We start from the raw sequence: 18,167 nt of genomic DNA, 5'->3' as shown, positions 1-18,167 counted from the left end.
CGTCAAATATAGACATCGAATACACCGATACATCTCTTAGGCTGAACCATAGCTACTGCTTTGTATACAAATGAATAATGAGTTTACCGTCAACAAACTCAATCAGACGGTTTCTTTTTCGTTGGATGAGGCGATCACGCACGACATCTCCGGATTTAAACACGGAAAGCATGATCCCAATGAGAAACATATTGATGATTGTAGCGGTTCCTCCATAAGAAATAAGCGGCAGTGTCAGTGGAGAGAAGATCTGAAGGCCTAGATTATACGCGATATAGAGTGCAACCTGCAGTGTAAAGGTGATCAGGACGGATGTGGATACTAATCTCCCCAACATACTTTTTTGCCTGGAGCAAAGGACGAAGGCACGAATCATGAAGGATAACACGAGCAGCATGATCACCATGAATGAAGCCCATCCGAATTTATGAATCAAGTAGGTCAATACACTATCCGTATGTACTTGCGGCAATGGGAAACCGGGATATGATGCTCGTTCACCTTGTCCAAGCCATGCGGCACCTTGTATCATATCTCTCGTTATGGTTCCTAGATATCCTCCCCCCATCGGGTCAAGAGAAGGGTCTATAGCCGTGTGCAGTCTTTGCCAATGATAAGAACGACTAACAATCGTTAACAAAACCATTATCGCTGTAATCACCACGGGTATGTATACGAGCAGCATGGCCATCAACTTGTTAACATGAAACCATCCCTTTGCAACGGCTAGCGTGAGCAGCGTAAGGCAAGTGAGTGCGTATAGACCGGCACTTGAAAAATTGGGAACAGCCATGCCGATGATTACGGGAATGACCATACATCCCCCGCATAAAACAATTCCCAGATATCCTCTGCTCCTCAACCTGTAGATGATTCCCGCAAAGACCGTCGGCAAAAGCAGCAATAAAAACGGAACGTACAGCTTCTCCCCGTTGATAGTCGGAGAGATCATCATGACCGCAATAGTTACAAGAATAAGCCCGCCATAGATTGCTTTGGCGTGGACTCCAATACTCGTAAAATCCAATAAATAGGCAATGATCATAAAGCCTATGCCAAGCAGAGCAGCAAGAATACTATTCGTCCATATCCCGGATATATTCGCGTCTCTAATCATAAACAATCTGATCACAATTCCGAGCAAAAGAACACAACCCGTCAAAGCAATGAGGCCCCACTCCACGTTGGGCCGATGTGTACGGTCAAGCTCCGTGCCGATCAGGACAGGATCTCCCATCTCATGGATTGCCTTTACTGTCGCTGTTTCTTCGTCTACTCCCTCGGCGATATAGGCATTTTTTTGGTCTATGATGTGATTTTCAAATTCTTCCGCAACCATGGGATGAGCTTGTTTCCATCGTATTTGTTCACAAACCGTTTTGATATACTGACTTATTGGATTAGAGCGCTGCAAGATTCGCCCCCCCTTGTAATACCTGATTAACAGCTGATGTATACTTCCTCCATTCATCTTGCTTTTCCGCAAGCATACCCCTGCCTTTTTTCGTTAGGCTGTAATATTTCCTCACCCTTGTGCTGTCTGCTTGGTCTTCATAAGACGTTAGCATACCCTGCTGTTCGAGGGTATGGAGCAATGGGTAAAGCGTCCCTGCCTTTAACGAAAAGGTATGGTTGGACCTTGCCGCGAGCTGCTCAATCATCTGATACCCGTACATATCATGAATTTCAAGCAGCTTTAATATGAGCATTGTAGTGCTGCCGGTTAACAAGCTCTTATTAATAGCCATAACACCATCTCCTTAGCATATATCGATCATCTATATACTATATAGATGATCGATATATGTCAAGAATATAAGACTTCAATCTTTATCGAGATCAATTGTTGTGATTTAGCGTATGTGGAACGCGGGATTCGAACCCCAACCCTCTCAGTGCCAATAAATTCAACTCAATGTACCGATCAAACGTCCTGTATGAAAAAGGGAGAGAATTTTATCATCATGATGAAAAAAGTATAAGTCTTGTATTTACAATCATTACCTGTAAAATGATATTATCAATCAAAAGGGAGGACCGGAGGATATGATGAATAAGAAAAGGTACATGCTCCTGCTCATCCTGACTATATTCATTGTGATGGCTGTTACAACTCCCAATTCCCAAGATTACCATACATTTCTTCAAACTGAATATGGACTGAATTTTGAAAGTAAAAGTCCTGCATGCATACATACTAACCTCGATATGATGTCTGAGCATATCCGTTCTTTACCCTTGTTCATGACAGCCACTACTCAAATTTTTGGAGACCCGAACAATAAAATACGGGTACTAGGTATATTCGATCGATTCTTTGTCTTGGAAAATACGCTGAAGCCCCGATGATCCTGTTTACCTGTATCTGCCCACGGTAGTTGCTGAATCTTCTGTGCAACGGCGGGCAGTTTCGTTTACAAATAACGCTCCCCCTCTGCTCTCATATGGAAGATCCAGAACAGACCGAGAACTCCAAGTTTACAGTAAAGGGAAGAATTTGATATTATATAGGGAATTCAAACGCGATGACGAGAAGAGTAAGGGATTAAGATCTTGCACAGAGAGCTCCGGCAGCTGAAAAGGAGTCAAGAGCCTTTCCCCGAACCAAGCCTCTGAGCAGCATGCCGGAACCGCAATGGGGATAGCATGACGGGAGCTCCCGTTATAGAGCTGGAGTATAAGCATTTGCCTGCAAATGCCGTACTCGAGGAGGTTAATATGGCGACATATTAATGAAGCTGGGGTGGCACCGCGAAAATTTCGTCCCCAAGACATAAGTCTTGGAGGTGAATTTTTTTTTGTATCGGATTGCTCTTTAACCCCATTCATTAGGAGGCGTCGGCATGGTTAACGAAATGTACCATCACAAAGATCATTTTATATACAAGCTGATTCAAGAAGAGCTGGATCAGCATCCTTTCGGCAGAGAGATGTGCACGCGGTTTCCACCCGAGCCCAATGGCTACCTTCATATCGGAAGCGCCTATGCCATACACACCAATTATGCGATGTCTCAAGCCTTGAACGGGACGTTTCACTTACGCTTCGACGACACGAATCCTCTCAAGGAAGACATCGAGTATGTCAACGCGATCCTGGAGGATATCAAGTGGCTCGGTTACGATCCGGGACCTCACATCTACTATGGCTCAGACTACTCGGAGGAAATCTATAATACCGCAGTTGCCTTGATCAAGCAAGGAAAGGCCTATGTCTGTGATTTGACACCCGACGAAGTGACTGAGTATCGTGGGACATTGACCGAGCCGGGCAAGAATAGCCCTTATAGAGACCGATCGCCCCAGGAAAATCTGGAGCTGTTCGCACGTATGAAAAATGGCGATTTCCCTGCTGCCTCCAAGGTCGTTCGGGCCAAAATCGATATGGCCTCACCCAATATCAATATGCGCGATCCTGTACTTTACCGAATCATCCATGCCGAGCATTACAGGACGGGACATGACTGGTGTATCTATCCGATGTACGATTTCGCCCATCCTATCCAAGATGCGATTGAAGGCATCACCTACTCCCTCTGCTCCATTGAATTCAAAGACCACCGCCCCTTGTACGAGTGGGTCCTCCAGCAGCTTGAGATTCCTGAGCCTCCGCGGCAAAGGGAGTTCGGCCGGCTGAACTTAACAGGTGTTGTGACCAGCAAGCGCTTCTTGAGGCAGATGGTAGAAGGCGGTTACGTGGATGGTTGGGATGACCCCAGGCTTCCAACGCTCCGGGGGCTTAGAAGAAGAGGATTCACACCGGAAAGCATCCGGAGCTTTATCGAGGAGATTGGAAGCATCCGAACCCAAAGCACGGTTGACATCTCGCTCTTGGACCATTGCCTCAGGCAGGATCTCAAAGAAAAAACGATGAGCGTCATGGCTGTTCTAAGGCCTCTTAAGGTCGTTATAACGAACTATCCCGAGAATACCGTGGAGCTGCTGCAGATGGAAAACAACAGTGAAAACGAGGCGCTCGGGCGGCGGGAGGTTCCTTTTTCCAGGACGATCTATATTGAGCGGGATGATTTTATGGAGGATCCCCCCAAAGGCTTTCACCGGCTCAGTCCCGGTGCTGAGGTGAGGCTGAAGGGGGCGTATTTCATCCGGTGCGAGGAAGTCATCAAGGACCCGGCCACCGGTGAGATTACAGAGCTTCGCTGCACCTATGACCCGCTTACCAGAAGCGGTACCGGATTTACGGGGCGCAAGGTAAAGGGAACGATCCATTGGGTATCGGATACGCAGGCCGTTACGGCTGAAGTCCGTCTTTATGAGAAGCTGCTGCTTGACCCGGAGACACCGCAGGACAGCGAAGATTGGATGAGCCGAATCAATCCCGATTCACTGATTACGGTCAGCCGGGTTCTGATGGAGCCGCTCCCCGAGCCTCCTCGTCCGGAGCAAAAATTTCAATTTTTGCGGCATGGATACTTTTGCTTGGAACCAAACGGTCATGCCGGAGATCGGCTTGTTTTTAACCGAATCGTCCCGTTGAAGGATTCTTGGAGTAAGCGATGACCATATCTTGAAGGCAAAGAATGCGCAGAAGACCTTGGGGATGAGGAACCCCAAGGTCTTCTATCTATAACAAGACTTTACAGATGGGATCCGCCGCTGGCATCGATCAACTGACCGGTGACCCAGCGGCTATCTGATGAGGCCAAGAAGGCAGCGATATCCGCCACATCCTCAGGCTCCCCCCATCGGTTGAAGGCGGAGAGCCCGGCCGCGTATTTCTGTCCATCGGAATCTTGCAGCGTCTGGGTATTCATCTCGGTGTTAATAAAGCCAGGCAGGATCGCGTTCACCGTAATCTGGCGGCTTCCGAGCTGCTGAGCCAGCACGCTTGTCATGGTGTTGATCGCACCCTTCGACATACTGTAGGTGAATACGCCAGGCAAAGCCATCTTGGTCACAAACGAGGAAAGATTGATAATCCGTCCTCCATCATTCAGACGCGACAACCCTTCCTGGATGACAAAAAGCGGCGCTTTGACATTGATGTTCATCACTTCGTCAAACGAGGTCTCCGTCGTCTGTTCCAGCGTTAACACTTGCCCGATGCCGGCGTTATTCACCAGAATATCAAACCGGTTATCCCCCGTCCGCTGACGAAGGGCTGCATCCAGTTCCACATACAACTGACGAATGTTATTCACAATGCTCAAGTCAGCCCCGATCGCGAAGGCCGAACCTCCACTTTGTTGAATTTGACCCACCACTTCTTCGGCGTCGCTTTGTCTGGTTCCATAATGCACCGCGACTAATGCGCCTTCCTGTGCCAGACGCAGCGCAATGCCGCGCCCGATCCCCCGGCTTGCTCCGGTGACTAATGCGATTTTCCCTTGTAACTTGCTCATATGCTCATCTCCCTGTTTGATTTCAAGTTTAGTTATAGCACAGGGCAAGATTTGCAATGTTGCTCTCACATTCGTCCGTCCTTCCTGATCGTATGGTATAATTTGCATAAGAAAGCTCATATGCTTCCCCAAGCTCCATACAAAAGGAGGGAGAGGATACCTTTGGCTATACTTTCTGCCTTGCTGTTTTTCTTGACTTACCATCCTATCTGGTCGTTTCCGTTGATCCTGCTTTTTTTCGGCGCCATCGGTGCCATCGTACTGATGTGGAGGAAGGGACGATCCGGGGGGTTCTCCATGCTGCTGGTAGGCTTCCTCGTTGGTTTTTTTAACATCTTTACCGCGCACTATGTGAATGCCCTCTTCCTCAATGCCTTCGGTACATCGGGTACCGGGGTCATTGTCTACGAGACCCAGACGAACTCCACCCTCAATGATCAATACGTTTGGGAGTATGATGCGGTCCTCCGAACTGCAGACGGACGCGATATCAAAACGACGTTTGATACGATGTCCGCCACCACCTACCCGCTGCGGAACGCTATCCTCATTCCGCCCAAGGGAGAGACCTTCTTGATCAAATATATCCCGGGCTTCGAACGCAATATCGTGATCCTGACCGACGAGTCCCCTTACGGGATTAGATTGCTGATGAACGAGGATCTTCAGCCGGTGCTCAAAGCCGAGGCTCAGCTTGCCGCAAGTCCTGCCAATCCGAAGTTCCTGGAGGAGTACCGCCAAGCCCTTCAAAATTTCATCGACAAGCACGGCGGAGATCCGAATTCCCCGCTCATCTCTGCTTATAGACAGAAGCTCGAATCGCTAGGAAAAGCGAAGCAATGACCCTATGTCTCGCCAGGATCTGTCCCGGCCCATAACGAAAAGCCTCCCGGTACTTCTACCAGGAGGCTTACTGTCATGCCCTATGCTTCTCGCTTAATGAATGGGCGCTTCCACCGCGACATTCACGCTGTCGTTATAGGCATACGTATTGGATTTGACGACAATCTTGTCTTTGGAATCTTTCACTACGACCTCGACCTTGCACGGGAGCTGTCCCATTTGCTCCGGCTTCACCAGAGCGGTCAGTTGTCCGGTTGAGTTTCGCTCCGTACGTACCGGCTGTCCATTAATCTGCACGATAGCTTGTGGCGGCAGGTTCCTTCCTTCTACGGTAACGAGACGGTCCGCTCCGGCTTCCTCAAGTTTCACATGGTCAACCTCCAGCTTGCCGGTTCCCAGCACATAATTCGGGTCCTTCACAGCCAAGTGGCGCTCCTTGTAAGCATACTGCTTGCCGAACATGATGTCGTATTGCAGACGCTCGTAGCCTTTCAGGCTTTCCTCGGAAATGCCCATCTCTGCGTACATATTCTTCGGAGGAATAACAGGCGTCGTTTGAGCCAGTTGATTCAAATAATCGGTATAATAGCTGCCTTCGCGTTCCGCGAGCTTGAGCACGTAAGGTCCCAGGAACGATGGACTCATATCCAGCTTATCCTGATGGGCCGGCAGGTAGTTATTCCAGACCAGCACAGGAACGCGGTGAATTTTATTTAGAAAATCCGGGTCGTTAGGCAGCAGATAACCGCTGTCGCGATAAGCCTGATAGTCATCACCGAGGCTCGGTAGATGGTCGCCGAAGAAAACGATAATCGTAGGCTCTTTGCTCTGCTCGTAATGCGTGACGATGCTTTTTAGCATATTGTCCGCACCGTTCAGGCCTTGGGCCAGCGTTTCGAACATGCCCTTAGACTCACCGCTCACCCCGGTTACTTCGAACGTGTTTTCTTTAAACTTTCCCGGGTAATAATGATAGTGGTTCTCCATCGTATTGGAGAAAATAAAGTCTGGACCGGATGAAGCATCCGTCGCCTGAATAATCTGCTTGGCTACCCCACGGTCGGCCAGGTAAGGCCCCTCATAATCCGGTTCAAAAAATTCCTGGGAAATAAATTTGCCGAATCCGAAATTGTTATACACGTTCTTGCTGTTATAGAACCAGCTATGGAACGGGTTTACCGCCGTCGTCGAGTACCCTTGACGGGACAAAATGCTCGCAAGCGAATCGACGCCTTTGTCGATATATTGATTGTATGGCGTAGAGCCCTGCGGCAGGAATCTCATCGAGTTGCCTGTCAGCACCTCAAACTCCACATTGGCCGTTCCGCCTCCATATTGCGGTGAAAGCATCGTTCCACTCGAATATTTCGCCGCCAGCTCATGATAGAACGGGATCGGATCGCGATTGAACGTTAGTCCCTTCACCTGAGTCGGATCCCAGAAAGCTTCACTGAGCACGACGATAATATTCGGCTTCACATCGCCCGGCTTCGCAACAGCCGGCGGAGGCGACGCAGCCAGCGAGTGGATCGACTTCTCATCGTAGCCGCCAGGCTCATCGCGGAACAAATACTTGATATTCATCATGGTCGTCAGCAGGAATCCGTTAGTCTTCACATTCTCGCTCTGATCCCAGGCGATATTCTGCACGTTGACCAGCTTCTTCAGATTGATAGCCCCATCGTTATAAATGGAGACCAGCAGCAGAGCCGATACAAGGCCCACTGTAATCCGATGCTTCCAGCCCAGACGGAGCGTGAAGCGGGGCAGCTTATAGAGCAGCAGGATGCTGATCACGATAAATGCGATAAAACCGGAAATGACTGTAAAATTAAAAATCCCGCCGATGTACTGCGTCATATCCTGCGTCTCACTCGTCAGCATGAGATCCCAGGGCAGGAACGGAACCCCGAGAATATTGAGCTTGATTCCGCTGATGAGCCCGAAGCCCAGACAAACGCATGAAACGAGCCAGAATGAAATCCGTACGCTGGAAGTAAGCGCCGTTAGGAACAGCAGCAGACCGAGCACGACCAGTGCATTCAACCCCAACTCCGGAATCGCGGTAAAGGTCCAGCCGAAGGATTCTCCCCATTGCCCGCGGCTGAGCACTTCGACTAGAAATACAATCCACACAGCCCAGATCAGTAAAGGCAGACGGCTGGCGGTTCTACGGCCGTACGTACGCAAGGCAAGCTGCAATTCTCCCATATATATTCCCCACATTTTTGTATATTAATTTCTTGTAAACAACTTGCACTAGTATAGCATACTTTAGCCTATATTTCTTTATTAAGTTCTTACTTTTTCCTAAATCAAATGTTTCCTATTTCTTAATAAAAAATAAGATTTTACAGCGCTTCCAGGACCAGAGGACTTGCTCCCGGGCAGCGGCCCTTTGTCCGCCGAAATTCCTTCGGAAGAAGGGCTTTGCACGGCTCAGGCAGTTCATGATTCCCGTACTCTTTATTTTACCATAGGTTAATTATTTAACTTCTCTCGATGCACACCGAAGGATATGTATGGGCCTGACTCATACGCTTTCTGTGGCCTATCAAAAGGACTGCCGGTTTCCCGGCAGCCCTTAAGGCAGCTCTAGATCAAGAACATGGCGACAACCGTCGTGACGGCCAGCCCCAGCAGCACCGGCTTCAGATTGCGCCGGGCCAGCTCGAAGGGACTGACCCCACAGATCGCGGCGGCCGGGATGAGCGCCCAGGGGATCAGTGTACCGCCACCGACCCAGATCGCTGACACCTGCCCTAGTGCGGTCAGCGTAGCCGCACCTGAGCCGATCGCTGTTGCGAACAGCTTGGCGACAGATCCGGCCAGCGAGATACCGGAGAAGCCGGAGCCGTCGAGGCCTGTAATCGCTCCCGTCACGGTGAGCGTGACGGCGGCCACGCCCCCGTTCAGCGGGACCCAATGGGCCAGCGCGACGCCGAGGTCATTGACAATACCATGGGAACCGTCCGGCAGCTTCTGTCCGAACAGCTCGGTAAAGGCCGAGTCCCCGAGGTAGAAGAACGCGGCGATAGGGATCACGGGTCCGAATACCTTGAAGCCGAACTGGAAGCCTTCGATCAAGTAGGTTGTGGTCTGCTCCAGTCCCTGGTTCCGGTGCGCCAGCAGGGTTACTCCCATCAGGATCAGCACGGCCGTCCCGCCGATCAGCGCCGTCGCGTCGCCTCCCTGCAGCCGCAGCAGGAACATCGCCGCAACATCCGCGGCAAACAGCAGCGGAATCAGTACGGCCAGCCAGCGCTTGGTGCGCTGTGAGAGCGTTGCCGCAGGAGCAGCCTCCCCGATCCCTGGCACGGCGCCTCCGTCATCGGCCTTGCCTGCTCCGACAAGACCGTCACGCCACGTGCCCTTGGCCATATCGCGGCGCATCATCCAATAGGCCGCTGCCGTTGTTACCGCTCCCATCACGATGACGAGCGGTATGCTGGCCTGCATCACGTCCGCGACGGGCAGTCCTGCCGCATCGGCCGTCAGCTTGGGGGCGCCCTGGATGATATAGTCTCCGGAGAGCGCGATGCCGTGTCCGAACAGATTCATCGCCACCGCCGCTCCGAGCGCAGGCAAGCCCACACGCGCGGCCACCGGCACGAGCACGGCGCCGATCAGCGCAACGCCCGGGGACGGCCAAAAGAACAGCGAAGCGACCAGCATAATCAAGCCGATCCCCCAGAACGCGAGCGCCGGCGTTCGCAGGAACCGGGTCAGAGGTGCTACCATGACCTCATTGACGCCGGTTTGGATCAAGACCCGGCTCATGGCTACGATAATCGAGATAATAAAGATCGTGCCGATCAGCTCTTTGGTCGCAAAGATAAAGCTGTTGAAGATGCCGGACACCGATCCGGCCAGCGTCTCCGTCGCCATCCACCCGAGCGCGAATATGCCGATCACGCATATCATCGTCGTGTCGCGGCGTTTGATCAGAACTCCCATAATGAATACGATAAATGCCAAGTAAACGAAATGCAGCGGAACAAGCGAAATCTCCACCGATACCACCCTCTCGCCTTGCCGATGTTAAGTTCTACATCGTATGCAGACAGGGCTGTAGGCGTTCGCACATCACCATTGATTCATTTGTTCGTCTTCCACGATATTCTGCAAGTCCTGCTCCGTGATGGAGATAATTCGGTAAGGCCGGATCTGCGACAAACGGGCCGCTTGTTCCTTGATAAACTTGGGGGAGCCTTCCTTCTCCTCGTCGTAGAGCACCAGCATGCCGTCGGAATTGCGCAGCAGAAATTTATTCTTCTCGCGGAATTGCCAGGGACCCTCGTATTTGCTCTTGGTCACGCTGTTCACGTAATTAGCCTGGCGAAGCACAGCCTCGTACTTTTCCTTCTTCGGATCGCTCCAGTTCTCTTCCTGTCCGAGGAACGGACAGATGACCGCAAGCTGCAAGCTCTCGTAATCCGCCCTCAGCTCAATCGCCGCTTCGGCCGCCCACAGCTCCACACCCCACTGTCCGCTAACGATGACCCATTCGAGCCCTTCCTCGGCCAACGCGGCCAGCTGCTTCTTGATCGCCTTCTTGATAATATCGATGCCCGGATGCTTCAGAGAAAAAATCCCCAGCTCCGACGCCTTGTAACCTGTAACGAGCAGCCTCTTCACACGTGCGACACTCCTTGAACGTTCTTCCTCTGAGGGTAGCACAGTCATGCCCGGAAATAAAGATACAGCCTTTGTCCAAAAAAAGCGAAGGCCCTCCCGGCTCAACAAGGAGCGGGAAGGCCTCGGTTCGATGCCGGTACTTAGAAACATAGAAAGGCTGGGCGATTCCCGGACTAGAGCTGCTTCCTGCGTCCGATCATCAGAAAGGCACCCGCCGCGATCAGCACGATCGCCACAATCGGACCGCCCGCCGCTATGCGGTTCAGAATGGAGCCGAGCGTAAAGACTCCGAAAAAGATGAGAGATAAAACGCCCAGGATGTTGATCGGAATCAACAGTCCCCGATGCCGACCTCCAAACCAATAGAGCTCGAACAAGCCCACTGCTACCGCCAGGATGAAGCCCGGCCACAAGTATTCCCATGCGTGAAATAGGGTCGCAATCTGACAGACGATACCCGATGTGAATAAAATACCTCCGGGAACCAGCAGACCGACTCCCTTTCTGCCTGTCATCGAGAAATACATCCAGTGGAAGAACAATCCAAGCGGAATGAGAAACATCGTGGGCCAATAATACGCGAACAGCGTGCCGACCCCGAAAGACTCCCCGCGGACCATGAACATGCTGGCTCCCAGCAATACCAGCACTGCACCCGCTAATGCCTGTTTACTCATGCATTAATCTCTCCTATGTACAATTATTGTTAACCTCACTTTATCATATGCCCGGAGCCACTGTCCTCCACCTCCGGTGAAGTTTTGTGCTGGACTTTGGTCCAGTCGCCCAGGGTGGAGCTGCCGCGATTCGACAAATGCTTTCAATTTCCACCCATTTACAAGCCTTCCGGCTACCAGGGATAATGAAAGTGAAGCCCATATGACTGAAGGAGCGTGAGTCTGATGTCCAAAAAAATCTTGCTGCTTACTGGAGACGCTGTCGAAGTTCTTGAAGTGTACTATCCGTATTACCGCTTGCTGGAGGAAGGTTATGAAGCGGTGATTGCCGCCCCCGTTCATAAAGTGCTCCACACCGTCGTCCATGACTTCGTCGAAGGCTGGGACACGTATACGGAGAAGCCCGGACATCTGCTCCCGGCTCATGTCTCCTTCGCCGACGTCGATCCGACCGCCTATGACGGCCTGATTATCCCGGGCGGCCGCGCTCCCGAGTATATCCGCTCCGACGCCAACGTGCCGCGCATCCTGCGCCATTTCTTCGAGGCGGACAAGCCGGTAGGAGCCATCTGTCATGCCGCCCTCGTGTTCGCCTCGCTGAAGGACAACAGCTTCTTCGAGGGACGTACGCTGACAGCCTATACAGCCTGCCGGCTCGATGTCGAGCAGCTCGGCGCTACCTATGCGCCGGATACACTGCATGTGGACGGCAAGCTCGTCTCTGGCCATGCCTGGCCCGACCTGCCCGGCTTTATGCGGGAGTTTTTGAAGCTGCTCCGCTAAGTAGCTCTGCAAGCTCTGTCTCCACTCTGCATTCGCAAGCTTACAGGATCGCTCTGCTTTCCGCTGCCAACAGCCGGATTCGGAGCGTTCTTTTTTTACTCGGAGCCTGAGCAGAAAAGCTTGGACTGCCATGAGCTGATTTTGGCGCATAGGCCAGTGAAGGCGGCATGCCTTGTTCGTGATCCGAATTTTCCTTATTGACAAAAAATGAAAATTCATTTTAAAATACATTAAGCACATTGGAAATATCGGAATAAAACACCGGTTGACCAGATCACTGGAAACCAAGCCATCTCCTTCTACCCAGGGAGACTCGCGGCTTGGTTCTTTTTTTATCCGAACCCTACTTTAGCGAAGCGGGTGAACACATGATAGTGGTCAATAATCTGACGAAAACGTTCCGCAACGGCCAGCTCACAACAACTGTGCTGGACCGCATTCACCTGCGTGTAGAGAAAGGGGATATCTTCGGTATTATCGGCTTCAGCGGGGCCGGCAAGTCCACGCTCATCCGCTGCCTCAACCGGCTGGAGGAGCCGGATACCGGACGCATCGAGATCGGCGGCAGCGTCATCACCGATCTGAATGAACGCGAGCTGCGCCTCGCCCGGCGCAAGATCGGTATGATCTTCCAGCAGTTCAACCTGCTGGACGCCAAGACGGTGTACCAGAATGTCGCCTTCCCACTGGAGGTTGCGGGGCATTCCAAGGCATTCATCCGGGAACGGGTCCGAGAGATTCTCGATCTCGTTCAGTTGGGCGACAAGGGCGACATGCACCCTTCCCAGCTGAGCGGCGGACAGAAGCAGCGCGTCGGCATCGCCCGGGCGCTCGCCAATGAACCGGATGTGCTGCTCAGCGATGAGGCGACCTCGGCGCTCGATCCGCAAACCACCTACTCCATCCTAGAGCTGCTCAAGGATATCAACCGCCAGTTGAATCTCACGATCGTGCTCATCACCCATGAGCTGGATGTGCTCCAGCATGTGTGCCGGCATATGGCGGTTTTGGAGAGCGGCCGCATTGTCGAAACCGGGACGGTCGACAAGTTCTTCCTGCAGCCGGAGAGCGACACGGCCCGCAGGTTTGTGAGCATCATTGATCATTACCGGCAGAAGCGGCAGGTGCTGGAAGGCACGGGTACCGGCGTATGAGAGACGATCTGATCCCCTTACTGAAGGAAGGGCTGCTGGAGACGCTGTATATGGTGTTCTGGTCATCGATCTTCGCCCTGCTGCTCGGCACTGCGCTCGGTATTCTGCTGGTCGTTACGGACAAGGGGCATATCTGGGAGGCGCCTTACCTGCACAAAATCGTGGGAGCGCTGATCAACTTCGTCCGCTCACTGCCGTTCATCATCCTGATCGTCCTGCTGCTGCCTTTATCCCGTCTAATCGTCGGCACTACCCTCGGACCTACCGCTGCGATCGTCTCGCTGTCCATCGGTGCTGCGCCCTTCCTGGGCCGGGTGATCGAGAACTCGCTGAAGGAGGTCAGCCACGGGAAGATCGAAGCCGCCCTGGCTATTGGCGCTTCGCCATGGACGATCATCTTCCGCGTCCTGATCCCCGAAGCACTGCCGGCCCTAATCCGTGCCGTTACGATCGCAATCATCGCGATCACGGAATTCACCGCTGTGGCCGGGGCCATAGGCGCAGGCGGGCTGGGCAGTCTCGCGATCCGCTTCGGCTACCAGCGGTTCCGCGAGGATGTGCTATTTGCCACCGTGATCCTGATCGTCCTGATCGTCGCGATCATTCAGTGGTCAGGCGATTCGATTGCCAAAGCCATACGACGCAAGCGGTTTAAGCTGGAGTAGCTGCCTATAGGCTGTGTATTCCCGCCAGAATCACCCCATGGGTCATCCCTTTCACGTAGGAATTGCCATTATAAACATAGAAACCGGGAGTGTTGTCATGATGAGAAAACGTTCTGCTGCTGCAATATTGTCGTCTTTCGTTCTGTTCGCGGGGCTGGCTGCGGCCTGCGGTTCTGCTCCGGCTTCCAATGCAGGTACTCAAAAGCCCGCAGCGCCTGCTGGCGCTGACAGCAAGAAAGAAGTCACGCTCAAGATTGGAGCCGCCGCAGTCCCTCATGCGGAAATCTTGAACCAAGTCAAGCCAAAGCTGAAGGAGCAGGGCGTCAATCTGGAGGTCATCGTCTTCGATGACGAGGGGCAGCTTAATCCGGCCCTGAAGGATAAGAAGGTCGATGGAAACTACTTCCAACACGTCCCTTATCTCGATTCGGTCAAGAAGGAGAAAGGCTATGACTTCACCGTCACCTCCAAGGTTCACGTCGAGCCAATCGGCTTCTACTCCAGCAAGCTCAAATCCAAGGACGAGATCAAGGACGGCGCCAAGATCGGCATCCCGAATAATCCGTCCAATGAATACCGGGCGCTGGTCCTGCTCCAGCAGCAGGGGCTCATCAAGCTCAAGAGCGGGCTGACGACATACGAAGCCACGCCTAAGGACATTGTGGAAAATCCGAAAAACCTGAAGTTTGTCGAAGCTGATTCGGCTACGCTCCCGCGCGCTTTGCCCGATTTGGACGGCGCGATCATCAATACGAATCTGGTGCTGGAAGCGAAGATTGATCCGAAGAGCGCGTTGTTCCGTGAGGACGCCAATTCCCCGTATGCCAACGTCGTTGTTGTACGCAAGGGCGATGAAAGCCGCGACGAAGTCAAGAAACTCGACGCAGCCTTGAAGACGCCTGAGCTGAAAAAATTTATTACCGATAAATACGGAGTGGCCGTCGTTCCTGCATTTTAATTGAGAACCCTAGGGAGGAACTTAAAATGAGCGAAGAAAGAAATTACGAACTGGATACTTTGGCCGTCCATGCCGGACAGCAGATCGACCCGACCACCCAATCCCGAGCCGTACCGATCTATCAAACCACCTCTTATGGGTTCCGCGATACCGAGCATGCCGCCAGCCTGTTCGCACTGAAGGAATTCGGCAATATCTACTCGAGGGTGAACAACCCGACGAACGACGTGCTGGAGCAGCGCGTAGCTGCTCTCGAGGGAGGCGTAGGCGCACTGGCCGTGGCATCCGGGCAAGCCGCCATCACGTACGCGATCCTGAATATAGCATCCTCCGGGGACGAGATCGTATCCTCCGCCAGCCTGTACGGCGGCACTTATAATCTGTTGTCCCAAACGCTGGCGAAGCTCGGGATCAAGGTGATTTTCGTTGACCCGTCAGACCCCGAAAACTTCCGCAGCGCCCTGACCGACAAGACGAAGGCCATCTTCGGCGAGACGATCGGCAATCCTCGGGGGGATGTGCTGGATGTGGAAGCGGTCGCCGCCATCGCTCATGGGCATGGCATCCCGCTGATCGTCGACAATACGTTCCCGAGTCCGTACCTGCTGCGCCCGATCGAGCATGGGGCAGACATTGTCGTCCACTCCGCAACGAAATTCATCGGCGGTCACGGTACGACGATCGGCGGCATCATCGTGGACGGAGGCAAATTCGACTGGGCGGCGAGCGGCAAGTTCAGCGGGCTGACCGATCCCGATCCGAGCTACCACGGACTGGTCTATACGGAAGCTTTCGGTCCGGCGGCCTATATCCTCAAAGCCCGCGTACAATTGCTGCGGGATCTAGGAGCTGCTCTCTCGCCGTTTAACTCTTTCCTGCTGCTGCAAGGCCTGGAAACCCTGCATCTCCGTCTGGAGCGCCACAGCTCCAACGCTCTGGAGATCGCACGCTTCCTCGAGCAGCATGAGGCGGTCGAATCCGTCGGCTATCCCGGCCTGGAGAGCCATCCTTCCCATGCGCTGGCGCAAAAATATTTGCCCAATGGACAGGGAGCGATCCTGACCTTCGAGATCAAGGGAGGCCTGGAAGCTGGCAAGAAGCTGATTCATAACGTGAAGCTATTCTCCCATCTCGCCAACGTCGGCGATTCCAAGTCGCTGATTATTCATCCGGCCAGCACGACGCATGCTCAGTTGAACGAAGAGGAACAGCGGGCAGCCGGGGTTACGCCGGGCCTGATCCGGCTGTCCATCGGTACCGAGTCGGTGAGGGATATCCGTTACGACCTGGAACTGGCGATTGCCGCCAGCCAGGCCTAGCCGGCCGGCCGAAGAAGGAAGGTCTACTCCGGGAATACCCGACAGAAGCCGACCCGAATCCGGGCGGCTTTTTGCCGTTTCTCCGCTATGTGGGCAACCCTATTCTGCCGGATGTTGGGAAGTAAGCATTTTTGTTGTACAATAGAGCCATATCTTTAATGAGAGGAAACGATGAGGTGGACCACTTGGAGTATGAGCTGCATAACGACATCCATGAACAACCGACCGAGGGGACTGCCCCTGCCTATAAGCAATGCGCTCACTGCAAGGAGGACAAGCCTCTTTCGGAGTTTCTCAGGCGCAGCGGACGGCGCGGGGGCAAGTCTGCGCGGCGCGGCGCTTGCCGGTCATGCCGGAAGCTGCGAAAGCTGGAGGGAACGCTTACAGAGGCGGAGTTTGACGAACCGGCCGACATAGCGCTCATCCACGCGAACGGGCAGCATGACCTGTCTGAGCCTAAGCACCCCGGCCGCCCGGTATCGGATCCTGCAGAGCTTGAATCCGGGACACCCGGCGAAGCAGACGCACAGGCAGACGCAGCCAGTCTAGGGGAAGCGCCGCGCAAGAAACGGAGACGGCGTAGGCGACGTAAGAAGCCCGCGGCGGCTATTGCCTTAACGGCCGCTGATTCGGGCGAGGAAGCACCTCCTCCGCCTCCGCCTCCCAAAATACGGGTCAAGCGTCCGCTCCCGCTCCCTCCGCCAAGGCCCAAAGGGCCTGATGCCTCGGTGCTTCGGCCTAATAGCAACGGTGTGTTATGGATGCGCGGCCGCACGGACAAGGGACGCCGTTGGCAGCAGGAAACGGATCTGGAGACAGCGGTGAATCTCGTCCGTGAGCACGCGGCTATCGTCGTGAACAAGCATACGATCCGGCGCATCTACAGCAACAAAACGTTCCGGCTGTTCATTCTGACGAGAGACCGGTATACCTGTCACTTCTGTGGCGAGTATGGCGATACGCTCGATCATATCGTCCCGCGCGCCAAGGGCGGACATACGACACCCGTGAATTGTGTCTGCGCCTGCAACGAGTGCAACCAGTTGAAGGCTGACCAGAATTGGGAGGACTTTATTGACACCGACCCGAGTTTTTTGCGGGATGAAAATCAGCTGGCTGCTCAAGACATACCTGACGGACCGGGCGAGGCTTAAATGCCTTTCCCTTTACGGATAATTGCTTGATAATTTACGCCATGATCCAAGACATCAGACCAGGCGCTTCAAGTGCCTGGTCTTTGCTTTGCCGTTATCACCTGTAGAGAGGCTTAGCGGCCCATTTTAGCCAGCAAAATCACGTCCTCCCGATCATCCCGTCTAATATGCAGCGTGAATTCATCCTCTTCGGTATACGGTTTAACTGGTCTATTCGTGGCTGCCTTTGAGCTGATGAGCAAGCCTTTCTTCAGCCCTTTCCTTTCTCCGCTGAATTGAAAATTGGAGCTGTCCTTGAAGGAATAGACAATCCGGCTGTTCGGTGCACTCACATCGCCGGTGTATCGGATTTCGCAAGCTTTTTCTTGAGCCGATGTCTGGATGGTGCATGCAGCCTTCCATGTATCGCTCTCCCCTTGAAATTCAACCGTTCTGGAGCAGCCCGTCAGACCCAGAATGCCTACAGCCAGCAGCCCGATTGCCGTCAATCTTCTCATGGGAACCACCTCCTCATTTCACAAGATAACAACCATGATAACAGCCAAATCTTAATCCTTTATCGGGTAAATACTTAACAGTTTCTTAGAAATTCTCCTCGTTCTCACCCTGCACCG

16 protein-coding genes and 1 other annotated feature are annotated in these 18,167 nt (G+C 53.1%); of the genes, 8 read left to right on the top strand and 8 right to left on the bottom strand.

All coding sequences use genetic code 11. The annotated features are described in order from the left end of the window. Positions 1-52: 52 nt before the first annotated feature. Both WMW72_RS15080 and WMW72_RS15075 read right to left on the bottom strand, forming a co-directional pair. Complete coding sequence (locus WMW72_RS15080; protein WP_341416327.1) at positions 53-1,414, bottom strand: FtsW/RodA/SpoVE family cell cycle protein; 1,362 nt, start codon at positions 1,412-1,414, stop codon at positions 53-55. Then, positions 1,401-1,748, bottom strand: a complete 348-nt coding sequence (locus tag WMW72_RS15075) for a PadR family transcriptional regulator (RefSeq protein WP_341416326.1) — start codon at positions 1,746-1,748, stop codon at positions 1,401-1,403. The genes WMW72_RS15080 and WMW72_RS15075 overlap by 14 nt, the downstream gene beginning before the upstream one ends. 768 nt (positions 1,749-2,516) lie before the next feature. Further along, positions 2,517-2,771: a binding site (T-box leader), on the top strand. 72 nt (positions 2,772-2,843) lie between these two features. Here WMW72_RS15075 and WMW72_RS15070 point away from each other — a divergent pair. Further along, the gene (locus WMW72_RS15070) at positions 2,844-4,520 is read left to right on the top strand and encodes a glutamine--tRNA ligase/YqeY domain fusion protein (RefSeq protein WP_341416325.1); all 1,677 of its coding nucleotides are present in this window, start codon (positions 2,844-2,846) and stop codon (positions 4,518-4,520) included. A gap of 77 nt (positions 4,521-4,597) precedes the next feature. On the opposite strand, the gene WMW72_RS15065 is transcribed toward WMW72_RS15070, so the two are convergent. After that, positions 4,598-5,362: an SDR family oxidoreductase gene (locus WMW72_RS15065; protein ID WP_341416324.1), complete on the bottom strand. Its 765-nt coding sequence runs from the start codon at positions 5,360-5,362 to the stop codon at positions 4,598-4,600. Between the two features lie 162 nt (positions 5,363-5,524). Here WMW72_RS15065 and WMW72_RS15060 point away from each other — a divergent pair, with 162 nt between their 5' ends. Further along, the gene (locus WMW72_RS15060; protein WP_341416323.1) at positions 5,525-6,205 is read left to right on the top strand and encodes a hypothetical protein; all 681 of its coding nucleotides are present in this window, start codon (positions 5,525-5,527) and stop codon (positions 6,203-6,205) included. A 93-nt stretch (positions 6,206-6,298) separates the two neighbouring features. On the opposite strand, the gene WMW72_RS15055 is transcribed toward WMW72_RS15060, so the two are convergent. The 4 genes from WMW72_RS15055 to WMW72_RS15040 form a co-directional block, all read right to left on the bottom strand. Continuing rightward, positions 6,299-8,416, bottom strand: a complete 2,118-nt coding sequence (locus tag WMW72_RS15055) for an LTA synthase family protein (RefSeq protein ID WP_341416322.1) — start codon at positions 8,414-8,416, stop codon at positions 6,299-6,301. 384 nt (positions 8,417-8,800) lie between these two features. Next, positions 8,801-10,219 (bottom strand): hypothetical protein, encoded by a 1,419-nt coding sequence (locus tag WMW72_RS15050; RefSeq protein ID WP_341416321.1) that lies wholly within the window; start codon positions 10,217-10,219, stop codon positions 8,801-8,803. Positions 10,220-10,291: 72 nt separating this feature from the next. Next, entirely contained in the window at positions 10,292-10,843 is a 552-nt protein-coding gene (locus WMW72_RS15045) for an SLOG family protein (RefSeq protein WP_341416320.1), read from the bottom strand. Positions 10,844-11,016: 173 nt separating this feature from the next. Continuing rightward, positions 11,017-11,520, bottom strand: coding sequence for a hypothetical protein (locus tag WMW72_RS15040; protein ID WP_341416319.1), 504 nt, complete (start codon positions 11,518-11,520; stop codon positions 11,017-11,019). A 225-nt stretch (positions 11,521-11,745) separates the two neighbouring features. Here WMW72_RS15040 and WMW72_RS15035 point away from each other — a divergent pair, with 225 nt between their 5' ends. The 6 genes from WMW72_RS15035 to WMW72_RS15010 all read left to right on the top strand — a co-directional run bounded on the left by WMW72_RS15035 (position 11,746) and on the right by WMW72_RS15010 (position 17,553). Beyond that, on the top strand, positions 11,746-12,303 hold the full coding sequence (locus WMW72_RS15035) for a DJ-1/PfpI family protein (RefSeq protein ID WP_341416318.1): 558 nt from the start codon (positions 11,746-11,748) through the stop codon (positions 12,301-12,303). 368 nt (positions 12,304-12,671) lie between these two features. After that, positions 12,672-13,457: a methionine ABC transporter ATP-binding protein gene (locus WMW72_RS15030; RefSeq protein WP_341416317.1), complete on the top strand. Its 786-nt coding sequence runs from the start codon at positions 12,672-12,674 to the stop codon at positions 13,455-13,457. Beyond that, positions 13,454-14,122: a methionine ABC transporter permease gene (locus WMW72_RS15025; RefSeq protein ID WP_341416316.1), complete on the top strand. Its 669-nt coding sequence runs from the start codon at positions 13,454-13,456 to the stop codon at positions 14,120-14,122. The genes WMW72_RS15030 and WMW72_RS15025 overlap by 4 nt, the downstream gene beginning before the upstream one ends. 97 nt (positions 14,123-14,219) lie before the next feature. After that, positions 14,220-15,080, top strand: a complete 861-nt coding sequence (locus WMW72_RS15020) for a MetQ/NlpA family ABC transporter substrate-binding protein (RefSeq protein ID WP_423227552.1) — start codon at positions 14,220-14,222, stop codon at positions 15,078-15,080. 26 nt (positions 15,081-15,106) lie between these two features. Next, positions 15,107-16,399 carry a homocysteine synthase gene (locus tag WMW72_RS15015; protein WP_341416315.1) on the top strand — a complete coding sequence of 431 codons (1,293 nt, stop codon included), beginning with the start codon at positions 15,107-15,109 and terminating at the stop codon, positions 16,397-16,399. A gap of 158 nt (positions 16,400-16,557) precedes the next feature. Then, positions 16,558-17,553: an HNH endonuclease gene (locus WMW72_RS15010; protein WP_341416314.1), complete on the top strand. Its 996-nt coding sequence runs from the start codon at positions 16,558-16,560 to the stop codon at positions 17,551-17,553. Between the two features lie 113 nt (positions 17,554-17,666). On the opposite strand, the gene WMW72_RS15005 is transcribed toward WMW72_RS15010, so the two are convergent. Next, positions 17,667-18,050: a hypothetical protein gene (locus WMW72_RS15005; protein ID WP_341416313.1), complete on the bottom strand. Its 384-nt coding sequence runs from the start codon at positions 18,048-18,050 to the stop codon at positions 17,667-17,669. Positions 18,051-18,167 lie beyond the last annotated feature (117 nt).

It is taken from the genome of Paenibacillus filicis, assembly GCF_038070315.1.
In the GTDB taxonomy this organism is placed as follows: domain Bacteria; phylum Bacillota; class Bacilli; order Paenibacillales; family NBRC-103111; genus Paenibacillus_G; species Paenibacillus_G filicis.
This window is presented reverse-complemented; position numbering and strand designations above follow the sequence as displayed.

What these genes read in the sequence shown, in the direction of transcription:
- WMW72_RS15005 (WP_341416313.1), bottom strand. Translation starts at nt 18,050, where the DNA reads ATGAGAAGATTGACGGCAATCGGGCTGCTGGCTGTAGGCATTCTGGGT.
- WMW72_RS15010 (WP_341416314.1), top strand. Translation starts at nt 16,558, where the DNA reads ATGAGAGGAAACGATGAGGTGGACCACTTGGAGTATGAGCTGCATAAC.
- WMW72_RS15035 (WP_341416318.1), top strand. Translation starts at nt 11,746, where the DNA reads ATGTCCAAAAAAATCTTGCTGCTTACTGGAGACGCTGTCGAAGTTCTT.
- WMW72_RS15075 (WP_341416326.1), bottom strand. Translation starts at nt 1,748, where the DNA reads ATGGCTATTAATAAGAGCTTGTTAACCGGCAGCACTACAATGCTCATA.
- WMW72_RS15020 (WP_423227552.1), top strand. Translation starts at nt 14,220, where the DNA reads ATGATGAGAAAACGTTCTGCTGCTGCAATATTGTCGTCTTTCGTTCTG.
- WMW72_RS15025 (WP_341416316.1), top strand. Translation starts at nt 13,454, where the DNA reads ATGAGAGACGATCTGATCCCCTTACTGAAGGAAGGGCTGCTGGAGACG.
- WMW72_RS15065 (WP_341416324.1), bottom strand. Translation starts at nt 5,362, where the DNA reads ATGAGCAAGTTACAAGGGAAAATCGCATTAGTCACCGGAGCAAGCCGG.
- WMW72_RS15070 (WP_341416325.1), top strand. Translation starts at nt 2,844, where the DNA reads ATGGTTAACGAAATGTACCATCACAAAGATCATTTTATATACAAGCTG.
- WMW72_RS15055 (WP_341416322.1), bottom strand. Translation starts at nt 8,416, where the DNA reads ATGGGAGAATTGCAGCTTGCCTTGCGTACGTACGGCCGTAGAACCGCC.
- WMW72_RS15015 (WP_341416315.1), top strand. Translation starts at nt 15,107, where the DNA reads ATGAGCGAAGAAAGAAATTACGAACTGGATACTTTGGCCGTCCATGCC.
- WMW72_RS15030 (WP_341416317.1), top strand. Translation starts at nt 12,672, where the DNA reads ATGATAGTGGTCAATAATCTGACGAAAACGTTCCGCAACGGCCAGCTC.
- WMW72_RS15040 (WP_341416319.1), bottom strand. Translation starts at nt 11,520, where the DNA reads ATGAGTAAACAGGCATTAGCGGGTGCAGTGCTGGTATTGCTGGGAGCC.